Below are 18,979 nucleotides of genomic sequence, written 5' to 3'. Positions count from 1 at the left end.
TTATTGACATATGACGTAAATAAGTTATAATAAAAATATAAATAACATATGTCATAAACTATAACGTTAATAGTTGGCAAGCAATTAAAATAAATTTAAAAGGAGTGTAATTATGAAAATAGCAATTCCAGCAGAAGAGAAATCTATGGGCTCCAACATAAATGAGTCCTTTGGCCGTGCACCATACATACTTCTGTACAATACAATTACAAAAGAAAGCGAATTTTTGGATAACAGCGCCGTTGTAGCACAAGGAGGAGCCGGAGTAAGAGTGGCACAGGTAGTTGCGGATAATGGAATAAAGGCTCTTATTACACTTCGTTGCGGTGAAAATGCTGAAAAGGCATTGCGTAGCGCAGAAGTGCTGATCTACAAAGGGATTAACGGAACTGTAAAACAAAATACTGAAAAGTTTATCGCAGAAGAACTACATCTATTAGATGAGTTTCATGAAGGATTTCATGGACAATAGAAATAATCTGAGTGATTGAGTAAAAAAGATAATTTATTAATTAACAAAAAATGCTGAAATAATTTATAAACTATAAATTAGCTAATTTCATTATGTCATGATGACTAATTAAATGTATTAGTTGTTTATGAAAGAATATATTTGTGCTATTAAGTGTGCGTAAAATATAATGTTTTTGATTCATAACAATAGCCTGTAATCATATAAATATAATAAAACATATTTGTAGGAGTACTTATGATTGCTGATAGAGTTACAGATAATGATTCTGACATTAACCAAGGATGTATTACAATAGGCAGACTGGCTCCGGATTTTGCTGCATCTTCTACTCATGGAGTTGTTACCATGTCACAGTTCAGAGGAAAGTGGGTGTTGTTTTTCAGTCAGCCGGGAGATTTCACTCCTGTATCTGAAACTGAATTAATTTCCTTTACACAGCTCTACCAGGAGTTTGTTAAAAGAAATGTTCAACTATTAGGAATAACAATAGACAGTACTTTGGCCGACATTGAATGGCTAATGGACATATCTGTAAGAACAGGCATGACAATTCCATTCCCCTTATTGTCCGATAGGAATGCAGAAATAGCAAATCTTTATAATATGGTAAACCCTGACAGGGTATTTGAAGAAAGTGTAAGGGATGCTTTTATAATAAACCCTGACGGAAAAATACGTGCAATAATAACCTATCCTGTTTCCTGTGGAAGAAATACATATGAGATATTGCGTGTGATAGACTCGCTTCAATTAACAGAAGAGTATAATTTATATACTCCTGCAAACTGGATGCCGGGAGATCCCGTCATAGTTCCACCGCCTCACACGCTGGAAGAGGCTATGCAAAGAACAAAAGGAGAATCTGAAATTTCAGCCAATTGCAACAGCTGGTACTTGTGTTATAAGGACTACAACTCAATTAATGATACAACTCAAAACAATAATATGAATTCTGATTATAGTTCAGTTCAAAAATTAAAGAGAAATAAGTTTTAAAGCCAATAGCTTTTTATAAGGTTATTGGCTTATTTAAATACTAACACATTTTACTCTCCTGTGAGACAACCTTATATAATAAAATATTACTATAGTTATAAAATTATAAATATAACTAAATTAAATGAGCTTGTTGACGATATAGTAATGGCAGATTAATTGAATTGCTAGCATCAATTGTCAAGTTTTAGCATTAATAAAAATCGGAGGGATTAGTTAAATTGAAAAAAATCAAATTAAGGGGTATTAAAAGCACACTTGTTTTATGCTTCTCAACTTTAATTTTAGTATCATCCATTGTCTTGGGTTATACGTCAGTTCAAAAATCAAGTGATGTAGTAACAAGTGAAGCCGAGAAGTCACTGACTTCATTAACTTCAGAAGCAACAAAATTTACACAAAGCAGAATAGAGCTGCAGATGCGCTCATTAGAAATGATTTCATTTATGCAGGGCATAAATTCAATGGATTGGAACAAACAACAGTCTATATTGATAGAACAGTTGAAGAATACAAGTTTCATGGACATTGCTGTCGTTAAGCCTGATGGAAATACTTATTATTCAGATGGAACAATCAGCCAGTTAGGTGACAGGGAATATGTAGTAAAGGCATTAAACGGTGAAAAAAATGTATCAGATGTAATAATAAGCCGTGTTACTAATAGTGCGGTATTGATGTATGCTGTACCCATTATGAAAGATGGAAAAATTGTTGGAGCATTGATTGGAAGAAGAGATGGAAATGCGCTCAGCGAAATTACTGATAATGTGGGGTTTGGAGAAAGTGGCTATGGATACATAATAAATGACATTGGAACAGTAGTTGCACATCCTGACAGAGACAAGGTAATGAATCAGTTTAATCCTATAGAAGAAGCAAAAACCGATGAAAGCTTAAAGTCATTGTCAGAAATCTTTGAAAAAGCCATTAAAGAAAGAACAGGAGTCAGCAGTTATATATTCAATGAAAAAGAATTATATGCCGGTTACTCTCCTATACAGGGAACAAACTGGATATTTGTTATAACTGCAGACAAAGGGGAAGTGCTTTCAGCGATTCCAGAATTGGTTAATTCCATTGTAAGAATATTAATAATTACTTTAGCAGCAAGTATTTTTTTTGCTGTTATTATTGGTAGTACCATTGCAAATCCTATAGTAAAGGTTATCGGATATTCGAAAAGAATAGCAGATTTGGATATTACAGAAGATGTATCTAAAAAATATTTAAAGAAAAAAAATGAAATAGGTGATCTTGCTGGAGCAATGCAAAGTATAATTGATAATCTAAGAAGTATCATTAAGGAAGTTGCCAACACATCGGAACAATTGCTTGCTTCATCAGAAGAATTAACTGCTGCTTCACAACAATCCGCAGTAGCTGCTGAACAAATATCACAAACTGTTGAGGAAATAGCAAAGGGTGCCGCTGACCAGGCACAAAGTACAGAAGAAGGTTCATCAAAGGCTTTTGCACTAGGTGAAATAATTGAAAATAATCAACTTCATATGAAGAATATGAATGCCGGATCAAATAAGGTGGCAGAAGTTGTTGAGGATGGGCTTAAGGTTATCGACAACTTATATAAGATCACAGAGGAAAGTAATGTGGCAACAAATGATATCAAGGAAGTAATAATGAAGACAAATGACAGTTCTGTAAAAATAGGACAAGCAAGCAGTGTTATTGCCACAATTGCACAGCAAACGAACCTGTTGGCACTGAATGCTGCAATAGAAGCAGCAAGAGCAGGCAACGCAGGCAGAGGATTTGCTGTTGTTGCTGAAGAAATAAAGAATCTTGCGCAGCAATCAGCTTCATCCACAAAGGAAATTGATGAAATTGTAAGCGAATTGCAGTCAAACACTGAAAATGCTGTAAGAACAATGGAGAAAGTAACTGCAATATCAGCAGAACAGACAAACAGCGTAATTGACAGCAGAGATAAATACCAGGTGATTTCTGAGACAATGAAGGAAACTGTTGATACTGTAAAACAGCTGAACGAAGCCGGAGCAGAAATGGAAGGTATGAAAAATCAAATATTGATTACCATGGAAAATCTTTCAGCAATTGCTGAGGAAAATTCTGCAGCCACTCAGGAAGCAACTGCATCTATAGAAGAACAGGCAGCTTCAGCTTCAGAAATTGCAGGTTCAAGTGAAGGTTTATCATCCATAGCACAGAATTTGCAGGATATTATTACTAAGTTTAAAATATGATGACTAAATAAAGCAAATAAACTAAAGGGGCTGTTGCATTAAGTATATTTTTGTCATCCTGAGCGATAGCGAAGGATCTCATCTTTTGAAATTCTGAGATTCTTCGGGCTAAAGCCCTCAGAATGACACGATAATAATAACTAATACAACAGCCCCTTGTTTTACGTATATGAACTTTATTTAGATGATTATAAGTTTCATATCTGAATACTTGGCTTCAAACAATTTTTTCTTAAGCTTAAAGGCCTGTGTCTCATATCCTTTTACGTCAACAACTGTTTTTTCGCCGTTCATATGGTATATCAAAAAATCTGCTATGTAAGTAATTTTTCTGATTTTTTCTCCATTTTTGATAAAAGAGTCCTGAAGAAGAAACTTGGGCTGGAGTTCAAAACCCTTGATGTCTTTTGCTTTTACTCTCATTTTTAATTCAAGATAAAAGTTAGCTTCCTTCATGCTGTCAAATGTTATGTCATCGATTACAACCTTGTTGTTTCTGTATTTTGAATGGGTTGTTTTTTTCGATTTCATTGCATATTCATTGTATTTATCCTTGTCCCAGTTTTCCTGTTTTGAGCACTTGGTGTTTCTGCTCTGCATTAAATCGTAAAATTCTTTTTCATTCCATCCCATATGGCTAACAACTTCTCCTTCTGATGTCTATCACATATATTATAACATCGAAACAAATGTTTGGCAAGATTTCAGACACTTATAATTCAACAGCTCCGGTTCTAAATGCTTCCATCATTTCACTTGTGAGGCTTATGTTCAGTTCTGCAGGAGGTATATCTTCTTTTTTAACCCATACTCCAAGAGAAAGTTCATCTTCTTCAAGTGTTATTTTATCATCGCCGTCAAGTTCGGCATAAAAACCCGCAAGGAGGGTGTCAGTAAAAGGCCATGGCTGGCTCTTATAAAATTTCAGATTTTTTACCTTAAGGCCCACTTCTTCTTTTACTTCCCTGTGAACAGTCTGCTCCAGACTTTCTCCTATTTCTGCAAAACCTGCCACAAGAGCGTATCTGGTATATGCTCGTCCTGCATATTTTGTAAGAAGCAGTCTGTTGCCGTCGTGTACTGCAACTATAACGCATGGAGATATGGTAGGGTATGTCTGGAAACCACAGGATTCACAGTACAGCATCCTTTCTTTTTCAGAACGTTTCATTGTTTTTCCGCACTTATTGCAGAATTGGTGATTAGAATACCAGCGGTTTAACTGCCAACCAACTGCACCTGCAAAAGATCTCCAATATTTCAGCTCAGTCCTGAATCTGTTTGTGGTTGCATATGTCCATCCTTCTGCAGAATCAAGTCCTTTTTCATCCACAAGATAGTAATTGATTTCATCAATGGTGAAAAGAAATTGAGCATCATCTATTAAGTGAGGATAATCTTTTTCAAAATCAGAAAATGAAGGATACCATAGTTTGTCCTTGCCTTCTTTGACCAGGACTGTATCTCCTTCATATGAAAGAAATAAATCATGTGGTTCTGCTTTTTTATTATTAAATTTATTATTGAATATTCTAGGCTCTATGTCTTGGATCATCTTTATCTCTCCCAACTAGTTTAATTAATTTTTATTATATCACAACATAAAATGCTTGAAAATGAATTTGATGAAATACTCTATAAGTAAGATGCAAAATTCAGCTTTAATTGCATGGTAATTAAATTTTAAAAAAGTAAATTTAAATATTGACAATTAATTGACAAAGTGATATTTTAATATTAAACAGTGTTCAAAATATAAACGATGTTCAACAGGGGTTAAAATGTATAACAGAAGAGAAAGAGAAATAGAAGCAATGAGAGAACTTATAATCTCTGCTGCCAAGGAAATTATTGCAAAAGAAGGATTTGACAATCTTTCAATTCGAAAGATAGCCAATAAAATTGAATATTCACCTGCAATCATATACCATTACTTTAAAGACAAAGATGAAATAATGAATCAGGTCATGAAAAACGGCTACATGAGAATCATCAGTGCAATTACTAAATCCGCTGACGAAGATTTAAAACCATCAGACAAGTTAAAAAGAATATCGAGGGATTACATAGAAGAGGCGCTGAGCATGCCTGATGAATTTCTTGCAGCACAGTTAAATCAATCTCCTTATGCACTCAAACACACATCATCTCTTTATAGGGGAGCATCTAAAGAAAAGCCTGCATTAACAGCACTTTGCAAATGTTTAAAAGAAATTTACACAAATCTGAATGATGAACAGATTGAATTGAAATCACAAATGATTGTAGTTTCAACATTTGGGTTGATTGTAAAATTAGTAATTGAAAAAGAACTGGACGAAGAACAAAGACAAAGATTAATTGAAACATTTATAGAAGAAGTTGTGTGTAAAATATAAAAATTAAAGGGAGAAAGAAATGAAAGTATTAAAATTTATAGGACTGATATTACTTTTGTTAGTGATTGTTGCTGCTTCAGGCGTGTTTTATCTGAGCCGTGGTCTTGAAGAAGGAGTAAATGTAGTCATTAATCCGGTAAATTTATCAGAAATCAAGGATGGAGTATATAACGGAAGGAATGATTTTGGAAGGTGGACCAATGAACTGAATGTAACTGTTGCAAACAATAGAATTACGAATATAGAAATTGTAAAAGACGTAAAGATTGTAAGTCCTGAATTAAGCACAATACTATTTCAGAATGTTATTGAAGAACAAAATAACGACGTTGATGTTGTATCAGGTGGGACGGTTACAAGCAAAGCATATCTTAAATCTATTGAAAATGCGTTGAATAATTAATTGGAGGGAGTATGAATACATTAATAGCTTATGGAACAAAGTATGGCTGTGCACAAAAATGTGCGATAGAATTGTCCAAGGAATTAAATGGTAATGTGGAACTTGTTAATTTAAAAGAAAAAGGAACTGTGAATCTTTCCGGCTATGACAGAGTAATAATCGGCGGTTCTGCTTATATTGGAAGAATACAAAAAGAAGTTTCAGAGTTCATTTCTGCTAATCTGGATGTATTGTTGAAAAAGGAAGTTGGACTGTTTATTTGTGGCATGCAGGAAGGCGACATGATGGAAAAAGAAATAGCTGATAATTTTCCGGCTGAACTTATAAGCAAAGCAAAATCAGTAAGAAACTTTGGAGGAGAATTTAATTTCAAAAAGATGAACTTCATGGAAAAAGCAATAGTCAAAAAAGTTTCTAAAATTTCATCAGACAGGTCAGACATACATCATGATAATATTAAGAAACTGGCAATGGATTTAAATTAAATAGTACTTATAGACAGTTGGAAGTTTTCACACTTATAGCACGTATGTTCATTTTTCTTAATACCACTGTACAAATGGAACATATGCAATTTCAAATCGTCTAATATATTATTATCATAAGGTGGAGGGAAAGATGAAGAAAAAATCTAAGATTATGTTTTTTTTGTGTTTTATGATTTTGTTTACCGTATTAAATAAGCCAAGTGTCTATGCAACAGAAGTGCTGGTTGCATTGCCCGCTTTTGATGTGGTTTTGAACGGTATTAAGATTAACAATGAATACAGGCAGTATCCCTTGATAGTTTATAAGGATATTACATATTTTCCTATGACGTACTTTGACAGCAGGTTTTTAGGAATTGAAACAAAGTGGAATGATGTAACAGGTCTTGAAGTAACTAAATCTTCAGAAACTTCAGTCACTTACGAACCATATACCATTGCCAGGAAAAACCTTACTAAATATGCTGCTTCAATACCTGCTTTTAGTATAAAAGTTAACGGAACTGCAATTAAAAATTCAAATGAAGAATATCCTCTTCTTAAGTTCAGAGATGTTACATATTTTCCTATGACATGGAAATTTGCAGTTGATGAATTTGGGTGGAAATACTCTTTCTCCAATAAAGATGGATTAATAATGACAAATCCGAAGTATAGTGGTCTAAAGGCAGCAGAGGTTGAACTTCCTTTGGCAGTAAGGGACGGCGGAAGCTTTATAGGGGATTTTATTGTTGCAGGCAAGTATTATTATTACGAAGGAGAAAAGGGAATTATTTATCAGTCTCCAATCAATAATCCTTCTATAAGAAAAAATGTTTATGAACTTCCACTTTGGACATATGGTAACAGTTATGTTTACGCATCATTGGAAACTGTTGATGACAAAGCAATTTTGTCATACCATCAGGGAGGAGCTTCCATGGGTACTGACTTTAAAATTATTCTCAATGAAGACGGTACAAATGAAACATTTTCTGAGGGCTATTCTAATAGAAGGGACTTTGGCAATTATATAATAAATGTGTGTCAATTCGTGCCTCCGTCACAAAATAACCTTTCAATAATGAAAGTTGGTGAGGCTGAATATAAACCAATTGGCGATAGTAATTATATTTATGGCTGGACCTGGAGCAGGACAGAAAACAGCGAGGGAGGAAGTCCAAGCAAAGACCTTTATCTGATAGGTGATGATATATACGTCCTTGCATACTACAAGCCCCGTTCAGAATCTGGAACCACAGGAATTCACAAGGTAAATATTAAAACCGGTGAAACTACAAGATTATGTGAGGAGTCTGCTGTAAAGTTTATAATATGTGATGATACCATTTATTTTATGGATATTGAAGGATACTTGTATAAGATGCCATTAGACGGCAATATGCCTGAAAAGCTGACAGATTTTACTGTTAGTGACTTTACTGTTTTGAATCATGTTGTGTACTATGTTTCTGCAGATGATAAGGGTCATGAACTTTTTAAACTTGGGCAGTCAAGTTCACTGAATCCTGGAGGAATTGTCAAATCACTGAACTTACAAGATGGATATGTTGCAAGTACATTTGAAAAAAGCAGCAGTTCCAAATTTAAAGTAATGATATTAAACAGTGAAGGAAAAGAGGTTTTTAAATCATCAATTGCTGTAAAAAAAGTTATAGTAAACGATAATCAAGTATTTTATGACTGTGAGTAATGTATATATAAAATCTTTATTCAGTTTAAGCTGAATAAAGATTTTGTTTTATTTGAATTGGCCTTGTTTAGCAATGGAACATATTTTGATTTCAAATCGTCAAATATACGATGTATAATATAAGGAATGGAAATAAACATATACAATATGTTGATGAGGTGATGACATGAAGAAAATATTAATTATATTTATGGCTGTACTGCTTGCTGCAGGAAGCTCAGCATGCAGTTATGTAAAAATTAATGATCAGAAAAAAGAAATTAAAGAAGATGAAGAAAAAACCTGAAAATAATGAAGCAGAGTATGAACTGGATGAAAAAGGCATAATAAAGGCGGAATATGCAAAGAAGATAATTGAAGAAACTGCAGCGGAATTGATAAATGCAATAAGTGATAAGGATTTTGAAAAAGTTTCTGAATTTGTCCATCCGGAAAAGGGAGTGAGATTTACTCCATACACAAATGTTTCTGTTGATAAGGATGTTGTTTTAAGCCAGGAAGAAGTGAAGAATTTTTTCAATGACAAAACAACATATATCTGGGGAAATTATGACGGTAGGGGTGATGAAATTTCGCTTACTCCCGGTGAATATTATGCTGAGTTTATTTATTCAGAAGATTTTAAAAATGCAGAAGCTATTGGATACAATGAAGTTTTAAGCAGCGGCAACATGGCTGAAAACCAATTTGAAGTGTACAAAAACGCCATAATTGCAGAATATTACTTTCCAGGATTTAATCCTGATTTTGGAGGTGCAGACTGGAAAAGTCTTCGACTGGTGTTTGAAGAATATGAAGGCACTTGGAAACTGACAGGTATTATTCACAATCAATGGACAATTTAAATTACAAAAGATTTTGGAGGGAGAAATATGTCGGTAATAGTGAGAGTTAAAAACACAGAAAAAAACTATATTTTGCTGGGAACAGGATATGGAGCATACAAAGCCATAACACCGAGTTTTTTGGGAGGAAATCTGTTCCCAAATGAAGAGGAAGGAACACTTCCCATGGCAGCAGTTTGTGACAACAGCGGAAACATTTTGTGGTTAAATTCGGAATCCTTGAAGGTAATTGAAATTGACGGTGTAAAAATATCAGATATAAATTTATAAATTCAAAAATCCATTGAATTTCAACAGACAGCTGTTTGAATAAATAAGAAAAATTAGCAAATACTTAAATTATTAAACAGTTGGAGGGATCATATGAACAAATTGATGGCAATAAAGGTGGACGGAAGAAATTCAAAAGCTCCTCACCTTCAGGAGATACTTACTAAATACGGCTGTATCATTACAACCAGGGTTGGGTTCCATGAAACCGGAGAAAATGACAATTGCAGTACTCAGGGTATCATCATACTTCAACTTACAGGTGAAGAAGACGAAATTAATCACTTGAGCAATGATGTTGAAAAGTTAGAAGGTATATCATCTAAATTTATTGAGTTTTAACAACCCCCGACGTTGTCATCCTGAACGATAGTGAAGGATCTCATCTTTATTTAAAAAATGAGATTCTTCGGGCTAAGCCCTCAGAATGACAACGTCATAAGTTACTTGCCATCAATCTGGTGTATCAAATGATACATCTTATTTTTTTAGTTTTTTAAATGTATGATTCCAGATATTCTATTGCGCTTTTTATCATATCAGGCGTGACCACATATGGATAATGTTTTACATCTATTCCCTTGAGCGCCTTTTCAATCACTTTATCCACATCATCCATAGAGCAGTGCAGGTGAGACAGCTTAGTTGGAAGTCCCAGGACGCTGTTGAATTTATGGATGCGTCTCAGTTCATTTTCTTGCTTGTCTACAGCAAGAAGAACAAGAATTCCATATGATACAATTTCTCCGTGGAGGTGATGATGCTCTTCTATTTGCGGTATAACGGTAAATCCGTTATAAACAGCATGTGCAAGCCCTGTTGTCAAATCAATGTTCAACAGATTCGATGCAAATCCGGTTGATACAATGACACCCAAAAGTATTTCCTCAAGTTCGCTTGATACTATATTTTTCTTGCAGTCTTCCAGGGCCTTGACTCCATATTTCAGGAACGGACCGTTGCACATTGAAGCAATAGTAACACCCATTTCTTGAGAATGAGTAAGTTCATCCCCTCTGCTTGATACTGAACTTTCGAAATATTTTGCCATGGAATCTCCGATTCCTGCCCAAAGATACTTATCAGGTGCATTTGCAATGATTTCGCTGTCTATAAAAATGTGCTTTGAAGGTATTGATGAAAATGAATATTCTCTCAATGATCCATCTGGATGGTACAATATACCTAGGCTGGTGCAGGCTGCACATGTAGAGGCAATTGTAGGGAAAGCGAAAAAAGATTTGCTTGTTCTTTGAGCCAGAACCTTTGCAGTGTCAATGGCCTTCCCTCCGCCCACTGCAAAAATTATGTCTGATTCTTCAATTTCGGGAATTGACTTGAGCCTTTCAATATTTTCTACTGATGCCTCGCCTCCATAAGGAAAAAATCCTGTGATGATTAACTGACTATCAGCAACAGCACTTTTTATTTTATTTTTAGCTGCATTAATGGCGCGCTCGCCTCCTATTACAGCAATCTTTTTTCCAAATGGCATACAAATCTCTGCTATTTCGTTGTACGCATCAGGTCCTATGGTGTAGCTTGGAAATAATTTTGTTTTCATGATTTCTCCGTTACTGCATGTTGCAGTTGCCGCTTCCTGGCTGCGGCTACCAAATTTAGTTAGTTTTCTGCCAAATGAATATTTGCCAGGCTGTTAAAATTCTGTTTTTTCAGTAAATGTAATGTTTATGTCAGAGTTTTCTTCTCTTGATTTGTTGTTTTCTCTCAGGTATTTTCGGTTTTTATATGCTCCCACTGTAAGGAATGGTACTATTATTATTGCAATTCCAAGGTATCCCATGTATCCGTAGCCGTATTTTATGATTTTATCCAAACCAACCATAGAAATTCCCATTGATAAAGACATTATAAATGCTGATACCATGACTCTTCGAACTATTACTTTTTTTATTCCAGACAATGCTTTAGCTTTTTCAAATTTTTCAACAAAACCATAAATAGTTGTTACTCCTGTGGAAATAAAGCAAAGGAACAATGAGATGTTGTATGCCCAGTAAACATATGGTTTTCCCAATTGTTTTGTTATATACAATGAAGGCAGAGTTGATTCGCTTGCTGCTTTAAATTCTGCATACCATCCTAACAGCATGATAACAGACAAAACAAGAGCAATTGAGTTTATGATGAAAGCAATCATCATTGAGCGGGATACTTCCTCCTTGCTTTTCAATGACTTGCCGCATGATATCATGGTCGGAATAACCACAGATTGAAAACCTGCATAAGTAAATGCTTTTAAAATTCCCTTGAATATGCTGCTGGTGCTTTCACGAGCTGAAAATATTGTGCTTATTTCGGGCATTTTAGCATTGATTCCCATCATGAATATTACAGCGCATGATGTCAATATTCCTATTGACATTATTGTTGAGGCTTTGGAAACCATAGTTGCTCCAAAAATTGTAAGTGTCAGCAATATTGCTCCGATTGAAAGTACTGCATATGCGTAGGGAATGTTGTATGTCTTATTTATCAGTGAAGCAGCTCCTGCTACCACTGCTCCTACAGCGCATAAAACCATAGTGTAAAAATAAATATCAAATAATATCGACAGCTTGTCAAAAGGATGATAAAGAGTTTGGAAAAGCTCTTTATAACTTCCTAAACCTCTGGAATTGTACATAATCATACATTCCCTGATAGTCAATGTTAATAATGCCATGGCCAATACTGCCATAAAAGGTGCCGCCCATCCATACTGAACATAGTACTGAGTTGCTTGATTGCCTGTGGCAAAGCCACCGCCTGCATGAGATCCGAACAACACGCATGCTACTGCAAAAGCTCCTGTGAATTTGATGTTTTTTGCTGATGATTGTTTTTCCATTTTGTATACCTCTCCAGTTTTATTTTTTATACACAAGGCGGATACGCCTGAAAAAGGTATAAAAAAATCTTCCTCTCTCAGGGAATTATCCCTAAGAGACGGAAGATAAAATCTTTCGCGGTACCACTCTTATTCATTTCATACGAAATGCCCTCTAGATACGGATTATTTCTAATCGATATCCTGCCATTTTAACGACTGGCTGCCCGTACATGCCTACTTGTATATTTATTTTCGGCAAATCCGCTCCAAGGCTAGTTCGGCATATCGTCTGATGTTGTTTTTCACCAACCAACAACTCTCTGAAATCACTGATGATGCTTAATACTCCTTATCACTGCGTTTATGTTGCTCATTAAATTGTGTATTGTCCGTGAGTATATCACTGGCGTTTTTATTTGTCAATCACTTTTTTGAAATTTTTTCAAATTAATTTAAAAATAATCATGCATTGATTGTAATTATAATTCGTCTACGTGCCATAAATTTATAATGAGTTGTGGTTTTTCGTCATAGTCGCTCTCAATTTAATCAGAACAATTATTTCAGCAGTAATTATAACCAGAGTTTGTACATAAAATGTATTATAAATAATTATTACAGAGGTGTTTATGAAAAATATAAAAAGAATTGTTGCTGCATTGTTGACAATGCTTCTTGTTGTTATTATGAGTTTTAACGTTGAAGATATAAGTGATGCTGTTCCTGCAGCAGCAAGACCGTCAGTAAGATTGCCTGTTTTAATGTATCACAAGGTTTTAAAAAACAGGAACAGTCTGGGAAAATACACTGTTTTGCCAAGTGAGCTGGAGGCTGATCTCATTTACATGAAGGAACATGGATATACAACAGTTACAGTGGAAGATTTGGTTGCCTATGTGTACAATGGTGTAAGTCTTCCGGAAAAACCAATAATGCTTACATTTGATGATGGTTTCAGAAGCTATTACACTTATGTGCTGCCACTTTTAAAAAAATATGAAAGCAAGGCAGTCATGTCCATAATTGGAGAATATGTTGACAAAAGTTCTGAAGACAAAAATCTTAATCCTTATTTGAACTGGTCTCAGGTTGAAGAACTTTCAGCTTCTCCATATGTGGAAATTCAAAATCATTCATATGCAATGCATAAATTGAATAATCGTGTGGGATGTACCATATTGGACGGAGAATCCTATGACGATTACAAGAAGGTGATTGTAAATGATGTGGGATACCTGCAGCTTCTAATCAGCGGCAAGACAGGTTATACTCCAAGTGCATTCACGTATCCCTTTGGAGCCATGTGTAAGGAGTGCAAGAAAATACTCAGGGAAATGGGATTTTTAGCTTCGCTGTCAAGCACATCCGGAGTGAATATCCTAACAGGCGACGAGGATGATTTGTATGAGCTAAAAAGAATTAATCGACCTTCTGGAATAAACCACGATGAATTTTTCAAAATGCTTGAAGAAGTAGAATAAAACGGAAATGCCCGTTGTTCTATCAATATAGAATGACGGGCACTTCTTTGTTTTGAAACTTCTTGCAGGTACCTATAGCGCTGCAATGAAGGCAGTTTCTTGATAGTTTGTCGGCACGGTAAAGCAAATCCCCAAGAACAGATGTGCTTTTAATGTTTCGGTGTGATTCTATTGCTGTTAAAATCTCTTGAATTTCTGTTTCGCTAAAATCACAGTCCAGTAGTATCCCTTCTGCAAGATTTTTGCTTGCCAGCGCATGGTCTATGCCGCTTTCGTATTCCATCCACCTTCCAATATCGTGCAGAAGGCCCATGGCATACAAAATTTCCTTGTTGACATTTAATTTTTCTTCCAGCGAGATTATGTATGCAATTCTTGAAACATCAAGAAAATGAGTTATGTCGTGATGGCAGTAAATTCTGTCACCTTCTGCATCTTTGTTTTTTCTCAGATATTTAATATAATCTTCATTTGTAAGTATTTGATTTATCCTTTTCATACATCAAGCCTTTTAATTTCTTCACCTTTAAAATTTTCCATTATATTTTTTAGGCTTTTGCCTTCAATCAACAAGTCCGGTGATATTTCAAAAAGAGGATACATTACAAAAGCCCTTTCAGTCATCCTCGGGTGTGGAATAATAAGAGTTTCTGTATTTAATTTTACATCTTCATACAAGAGTATGTCTACATCTATTATCCTTGGACCATTTACAATTGTCTTTACTCTTTTCATCGCTTGTTCGATGCTTTGGGTGAAAACTAGCAGGTCTTCCGGAGACAAGTGAGTTGTTCCTTCCACAACAATGTTCATAAACCACGGCTGATCCTTGTATCCCACAGGTTCTGTTTCATAAAATGAAGAAGTTTTTAAGATGTTTATTTTTTCTGAAAGCAGCTGTACTGCATGTGTAAGGTTTTCTTTTGTATTTCCAAGGTTTGTTCCAAGGCTTAAATATATTTTGCTCATGATCGTTCCCTCTCCATTTCAACTCCAAAGTAATCGAAAATTCCGGCAACAGGCGCTTCAGGCTTTTTAATCCTTACAGTTATTTTTTGAACATCCTGAAATGAACTTAAAACTTCGCTGCATATTTTTTCTGCCAGTGCTTCAAGCAGGTTGAACTTTTCTTCTGTAACTATTTTTTTATGGTTAAGTAAACATCCGCATAGCTGACGGAAAAATTCAAATCATCTGTTTCACCTGCTTTTTTTAGGGGCAAGATGAGGTATGCGTCCACAAAAAACTTCTGTCCTATGGTTTTCTCCTGTTCCAATACGCCGTGATAGCCGTAGAAACCCATATTTTCCATAATTATTTTATCCATTTATTTTCTCCTGATTATTGCATCAGTAACTTTAGCAGCATGCACATTGGCCAATACGTTGTGCACTCTCACAATGTCCATACCCTGGACTATTCCTAATGCTGTTGTTGCAGCTGTTCCAATATCTCTGTCTTTTGGAGGAACATCAAGTACTTTGGCAATGATGCTTTTTCTTGATGTGCCTATGAGCACAGGGTATCCAAGGTCCTTTATTTCACTTAGACGGCACATGATTTCAAAGTTGTGCTCAACTGTCTTACCGAATCCTCCCAGTCCCGGGTCAAGAATTATCATATCATCCTTTACACCGGCTGATTTAGCAATTTTTACAGATTCCATAAGAAATTTTTTGATTGCTTCCACAACGTCACAGTCATATTCATTTCCAACATGGTTGTGCATTAAAATTACCGGAGTCTGGTACTTTGCAGCAACATCTGCAAGTTTTTTGTCCTCCTGAAAACCCCATATGTCATTGATTATGTGAACACCGTTCTTAATTGCTTCTTCGGCAACTTCTGCTCTGATGGTGTCTAATGACATTATGGCATTAGTTTCTTCTCTGAGTCTTTTGATTACAGGAATTACTCTTCTCAATTCTTCTTCGGCGCTGATTCTTGTGTGCCCGGGTCTTGAGGACTCTCCTCCAATGTCAATTATGTCTGCTCCATCTCTTAACATTTCCTTGGCATGTTCAACTGCTATGTCAACAGATGAATAATCGCCTCCGTCTGAAAATGAGTCGGGTGTTACATTCAGTATTCCCATTATCAATGTTCTTTCCCCAAACTCTAGTTCACGGCCTAAAAATTTCATTGTTCTTTTTTGTGGAACAATTTTTATATCCTTTTTATCCATCTCTACCTCTTATTTGTTTATCATCGACATAACTTCAGCTCTTGACTTTGGATCCGTTCTGAACAGACCTCTTACTGCTGATGTCATTGTTTTAGAACCGGGTTTTTTAACGCCTCTCATTGTCATACACATGTGCTCAGCTTCGATTACAACTATGACTCCATAAGGATCAAGTTTTTCCATGATTGTATCCGCAACTGTTGAAGTGATTCTTTCCTGAAGCTGAGGTCTTTTAGCCACAGTTTCCACAACCCTTGCAAGTTTGCTTAATCCTGTAAGCCTGCCGTTTTTAGGCAGATAAGCAACATGAGCTTTTCCAAAGAACGGAACCAGGTGATGTTCGCAGACTGAATAAAATGGTATGTCCTTTACCAGCACAAGCTCTTCATACTTTTCTTCCTGAAAATAAATCTCCAGGTGCTTTGCAGGGTTTTCATGAAGACCTGCGAATATTTCTTCATACATTTTTGCCATTCTTCTAGGTGTATCTTTAAGTCCTTCTCTGTCAGGATCTTCACCAACTGCAAAAAGAATTTCCCTGACAGCTTTTTCGATTCTTTCCTTATCCATGATATTTCTCCTTATATGTAATGATTTGTTTTGTATATATAATGCTTGATTTAGTATGCCGAATTGATTGTATTGTATAATTATATCATAAAATTAATCTTGTTCAATGTTTATGTTTGTGGTAAAAAAATTGACATGTCCATAATATTTATGGAAAATAGTTCTTGTGGGTTATATAATAGTAATAAGATTATATAACTAAGCCTTAAGACAACTTATAATAAGGAGTATTCATGGAAAGATTGACTAAGAAGACAAATGATGTTTATTATGCTTTATGTGACGATTTAAAAAGTGACGGAAAAATATATATAGGAAAAGTAATAGATAAGCTTGCAAAATTTGAAAACTTCTATGAAGGATTAATTCAGAAATATTCAGAAATTGAAAGAGAAATGGAAAAACTCCGGGCAGAAGGAAAAACAAGCACAGTCAAATTCAAGCAGCTTCTTGCAAATAAGCTTGAAATAAACAATATAATTACAATTTTGAAATATAACGGTCTACAGTGAAAAATGATTGTATAAGGAGAAAAAATGAACAATAAACTGATTAGAAAAATAGTTATAATACTAACTGTCTTTTGCACAGCTGCAGCAGCATTTGGCATTTTGTACGAGTACTTGCTTCCTCTTTACCTGTCATACAAGTTAAACAAAGATTTAAGAGATGCAAGCGCTATAGGTATTATAGGAGGAGCTGACGGACCTACAACAATTTATCTTTCAGGTTCCGTGTCTCCCGGAATAACAGCAGTATTTGCTGTATTTGCGGTAATAGGAATTGCCTACCTTGTAATTACAAAGAGAAAACATAGCTAAAAAAACAGCTTCCATGGGAAGCTGCTGTAAGTATTTAATGTTGGCATTCATGTTCATGAGCGTGACATGAATCTCCTGAGTCAGTAACTGAACCTGCAAGATAATTATTTGCAACTGTCTGTACATCGCCTGAACAACCGCGTATAACTTCTATGCCTGAATTACCCAAGACTCTGACTGCTCCGTCTCCCATATTGCCTGCAAGCATTACTTTGACGCCCATTTCTGCCAGTGTTTGCGCTATGTTGGATTTGCAGCCGCAGCCCACTGGTGAAGCAATAGTTTCTCCCTTTGTAATTTCTTTGTTTTCGTTAACAGTATAGACTGTGAAATATTCACAATGTCCAAAGTGGTCATCAATGAGATTTTGTCTTGATGGCAATGCTATTTTCATATATTAATCCTCCTAGATATTATTAAAAAATGTTCTCAGGAATAGATAAATCCTTTACTAGATAATACTCCTATAAATGTCATATGTCAATAATAAAATTGCTATTACTTTATGATAAAAAAGTTATTAGGAAAATCGAGTTAAATAATGGCATTAATTGCTTTACTGCTGTATAATATTTATGCAAATTTTAAAAGTTTGTTATATTTGAAAATTAGAAGAGAAACAAACTAATACAAGAGAAATACAGACAAAAAATTCGGAGGAAACATGACAAAAGAAGGAATTATATTTGATTTGGACGGAACTCTTTGGGATTCTTCAGAAAGTGTAGCCAGTTCATGGAATGAGGCCATTGCAACATATGGCAATATAAATTATAAAATGACTGTACAAGCAATGAAAGGATTCATGGGAAAGACCATCGATGAAATAGCAGCATTGTTTTTTGCAGATTTTTCTTTAGATGAAAGAAAACAAATAATTGACAGGTGCATCATGTTTGAACAAGACTACATTGAAAAAAATGGGGGCATTTTGTTTCCCGGGGTTGAAGAAACACTTGAATTACTGTCTTCAGAGTACAGTCTTTCCATTGTAAGCAACTGCCAGGAAGGATATATTGAGGCTTTTCTTAAGTACTACAATCTGAATAAATATTTTGATGATTATGAAAATCCCGGCCGCACAGGAAAGACAAAGGGTGAAAATATAAAATTAGTTATGGAAAGAAATAATCTTGACAGAGCTGTGTATATAGGTGACACGGAAGGTGATTTAAGCTCTGCCAGATTTGCCGGAATTCCTTTTATCCATGCTAGATATGGCTTTGGTAAAATAAACGAGGTTGTTCCTTATGCTGACAGTGTTTTTCAAATCCCTGCAAGGGTTAAAGAAATAATAAAATAGTATCCATATATTT

At 35.1% G+C, this 18,979-nt stretch carries 23 protein-coding genes, 1 pseudogene and 1 other annotated feature; of the genes and pseudogenes, 14 read left to right on the top strand and 10 right to left on the bottom strand.

What is annotated here, in order from left to right; genetic code table 11:
* Nucleotides 1–112: 112 nt before the first annotated feature.
* The 3 genes from BN358_RS18640 to BN358_RS18630 all read left to right on the top strand — a co-directional run bounded on the left by BN358_RS18640 (nucleotide 113) and on the right by BN358_RS18630 (nucleotide 3,696).
* Entirely contained in the window at nucleotides 113–472 is a 360-nt protein-coding gene (locus BN358_RS18640) for a NifB/NifX family molybdenum-iron cluster-binding protein (protein WP_019230038.1), read from the top strand.
* A 237-nt stretch (nucleotides 473–709) separates the two neighbouring features.
* Complete coding sequence (locus BN358_RS18635) at nucleotides 710–1,471, top strand: peroxiredoxin (protein WP_019230037.1); 762 nt, start codon at nucleotides 710–712, stop codon at nucleotides 1,469–1,471.
* Nucleotides 1,472–1,692: 221 nt separating this feature from the next.
* Entirely contained in the window at nucleotides 1,693–3,696 is a 2,004-nt protein-coding gene (locus BN358_RS18630) for a methyl-accepting chemotaxis protein (protein WP_019230036.1), read from the top strand.
* Nucleotides 3,697–3,876: 180 nt separating this feature from the next.
* Here BN358_RS18630 and BN358_RS18625 read toward each other — a convergent pair whose 3' ends face one another.
* Nucleotides 3,877–4,329 (bottom strand): DUF1064 domain-containing protein, encoded by a 453-nt coding sequence (locus tag BN358_RS18625; protein WP_019230035.1) that lies wholly within the window; start codon nucleotides 4,327–4,329, stop codon nucleotides 3,877–3,879.
* A gap of 79 nt (nucleotides 4,330–4,408) precedes the next feature.
* A complete protein-coding gene (gene nudC, locus BN358_RS18620; protein ID WP_019230034.1) occupies nucleotides 4,409–5,251 on the bottom strand; it encodes an NAD(+) diphosphatase in 843 nt (280 codons plus the stop codon).
* Between the two features lie 226 nt (nucleotides 5,252–5,477).
* Between nudC and BN358_RS18615 the strand changes: the two genes are divergently transcribed.
* The 7 genes from BN358_RS18615 to BN358_RS18585 all read left to right on the top strand — a co-directional run bounded on the left by BN358_RS18615 (nucleotide 5,478) and on the right by BN358_RS18585 (nucleotide 10,115).
* Nucleotides 5,478–6,074: a TetR/AcrR family transcriptional regulator gene (locus tag BN358_RS18615; protein ID WP_019230033.1), complete on the top strand. Its 597-nt coding sequence runs from the start codon at nucleotides 5,478–5,480 to the stop codon at nucleotides 6,072–6,074.
* A gap of 19 nt (nucleotides 6,075–6,093) precedes the next feature.
* Nucleotides 6,094–6,477 carry an FMN-binding protein gene (locus BN358_RS18610; protein ID WP_019230032.1) on the top strand — a complete coding sequence of 128 codons (384 nt, stop codon included), beginning with the start codon at nucleotides 6,094–6,096 and terminating at the stop codon, nucleotides 6,475–6,477.
* 11 nt (nucleotides 6,478–6,488) lie between these two features.
* Nucleotides 6,489–6,962, top strand: a complete 474-nt coding sequence (locus BN358_RS18605; protein ID WP_019230031.1) for a flavodoxin domain-containing protein — start codon at nucleotides 6,489–6,491, stop codon at nucleotides 6,960–6,962.
* A 133-nt stretch (nucleotides 6,963–7,095) separates the two neighbouring features.
* The gene (locus BN358_RS22590; protein ID WP_019230030.1) at nucleotides 7,096–8,658 is read left to right on the top strand and encodes a DUF5050 domain-containing protein; all 1,563 of its coding nucleotides are present in this window, start codon (nucleotides 7,096–7,098) and stop codon (nucleotides 8,656–8,658) included.
* 269 nt (nucleotides 8,659–8,927) lie between these two features.
* Nucleotides 8,928–9,503, top strand: a complete 576-nt coding sequence (locus BN358_RS18595; protein ID WP_019230028.1) for a hypothetical protein — start codon at nucleotides 8,928–8,930, stop codon at nucleotides 9,501–9,503.
* Between the two features lie 27 nt (nucleotides 9,504–9,530).
* Entirely contained in the window at nucleotides 9,531–9,773 is a 243-nt protein-coding gene (locus tag BN358_RS18590) for a hypothetical protein (RefSeq protein ID WP_019230027.1), read from the top strand.
* 93 nt (nucleotides 9,774–9,866) lie between these two features.
* The gene (locus BN358_RS18585; RefSeq protein WP_019230026.1) at nucleotides 9,867–10,115 is read left to right on the top strand and encodes a hypothetical protein; all 249 of its coding nucleotides are present in this window, start codon (nucleotides 9,867–9,869) and stop codon (nucleotides 10,113–10,115) included.
* Between the two features lie 154 nt (nucleotides 10,116–10,269).
* Here the strand turns inward: BN358_RS18585 and BN358_RS18580 are convergent, their stop codons facing one another.
* Together BN358_RS18580 and BN358_RS18575 are read right to left on the bottom strand one after the other, a co-directional pair.
* Nucleotides 10,270–11,337 (bottom strand): iron-containing alcohol dehydrogenase family protein, encoded by a 1,068-nt coding sequence (locus tag BN358_RS18580; protein WP_019230025.1) that lies wholly within the window; start codon nucleotides 11,335–11,337, stop codon nucleotides 10,270–10,272.
* A 93-nt stretch (nucleotides 11,338–11,430) separates the two neighbouring features.
* On the bottom strand, nucleotides 11,431–12,624 hold the full coding sequence (locus tag BN358_RS18575; RefSeq protein WP_019230024.1) for a hypothetical protein: 1,194 nt from the start codon (nucleotides 12,622–12,624) through the stop codon (nucleotides 11,431–11,433).
* Between the two features lie 91 nt (nucleotides 12,625–12,715).
* Nucleotides 12,716–12,971, bottom strand: a binding site (T-box leader).
* A 264-nt stretch (nucleotides 12,972–13,235) separates the two neighbouring features.
* On the opposite strand from BN358_RS18575, the gene BN358_RS18570 reads away from it, so the two are divergent.
* Entirely contained in the window at nucleotides 13,236–14,087 is an 852-nt protein-coding gene (locus tag BN358_RS18570; protein ID WP_019230023.1) for a polysaccharide deacetylase family protein, read from the top strand.
* Nucleotides 14,088–14,109: 22 nt separating this feature from the next.
* On the opposite strand, the gene BN358_RS18565 is transcribed toward BN358_RS18570, so the two are convergent.
* The 5 genes and pseudogenes from BN358_RS18565 to folE form a co-directional block, all read right to left on the bottom strand.
* A complete protein-coding gene (locus BN358_RS18565) occupies nucleotides 14,110–14,586 on the bottom strand; it encodes an HD domain-containing protein (RefSeq protein ID WP_019230022.1) in 477 nt (158 codons plus the stop codon).
* Nucleotides 14,583–15,056: a 2-amino-4-hydroxy-6-hydroxymethyldihydropteridine diphosphokinase gene (folK, locus tag BN358_RS18560; protein WP_019230021.1), complete on the bottom strand. Its 474-nt coding sequence runs from the start codon at nucleotides 15,054–15,056 to the stop codon at nucleotides 14,583–14,585. The genes BN358_RS18565 and folK overlap by 4 nt, the downstream gene beginning before the upstream one ends.
* Nucleotides 15,053–15,390 (bottom strand): annotated as a pseudogene (gene folB / locus BN358_RS18555) (dihydroneopterin aldolase). The gene folK and the pseudogene folB overlap by 4 nt, the downstream one beginning before the upstream one ends.
* A gap of 24 nt (nucleotides 15,391–15,414) precedes the next feature.
* Nucleotides 15,415–16,230 carry a dihydropteroate synthase gene (folP, locus tag BN358_RS18550; protein ID WP_040583958.1) on the bottom strand — a complete coding sequence of 272 codons (816 nt, stop codon included), beginning with the start codon at nucleotides 16,228–16,230 and terminating at the stop codon, nucleotides 15,415–15,417.
* A gap of 51 nt (nucleotides 16,231–16,281) precedes the next feature.
* A complete protein-coding gene (gene folE / locus BN358_RS18545) occupies nucleotides 16,282–16,842 on the bottom strand; it encodes a GTP cyclohydrolase I FolE (protein WP_019230018.1) in 561 nt (186 codons plus the stop codon).
* A 233-nt stretch (nucleotides 16,843–17,075) separates the two neighbouring features.
* Between folE and BN358_RS18540 the strand changes: the two genes are divergently transcribed.
* On the top strand, nucleotides 17,076–17,354 hold the full coding sequence (locus tag BN358_RS18540) for a hypothetical protein (RefSeq protein WP_019230017.1): 279 nt from the start codon (nucleotides 17,076–17,078) through the stop codon (nucleotides 17,352–17,354).
* A 24-nt stretch (nucleotides 17,355–17,378) separates the two neighbouring features.
* A complete protein-coding gene (locus BN358_RS18535) occupies nucleotides 17,379–17,663 on the top strand; it encodes a sodium ion-translocating decarboxylase subunit beta (protein ID WP_019230016.1) in 285 nt (94 codons plus the stop codon).
* A gap of 34 nt (nucleotides 17,664–17,697) precedes the next feature.
* Here BN358_RS18535 and BN358_RS18530 read toward each other — a convergent pair whose 3' ends face one another.
* Nucleotides 17,698–18,057, bottom strand: a complete 360-nt coding sequence (locus tag BN358_RS18530; RefSeq protein ID WP_019230015.1) for a NifB/NifX family molybdenum-iron cluster-binding protein — start codon at nucleotides 18,055–18,057, stop codon at nucleotides 17,698–17,700.
* Between the two features lie 270 nt (nucleotides 18,058–18,327).
* Between BN358_RS18530 and BN358_RS18525 the strand changes: the two genes are divergently transcribed.
* Nucleotides 18,328–18,966 (top strand): HAD family hydrolase, encoded by a 639-nt coding sequence (locus BN358_RS18525; RefSeq protein WP_019230014.1) that lies wholly within the window; start codon nucleotides 18,328–18,330, stop codon nucleotides 18,964–18,966.
* Nucleotides 18,967–18,979: the final 13 nt, after the last annotated feature.

Source organism: Sedimentibacter sp. B4, assembly GCF_000309315.1.
Taxonomy (GTDB): domain Bacteria; phylum Bacillota; class Clostridia; order Tissierellales; family Sedimentibacteraceae; genus Sedimentibacter; species Sedimentibacter saalensis.
This window is presented reverse-complemented; position numbering and strand designations above follow the sequence as displayed.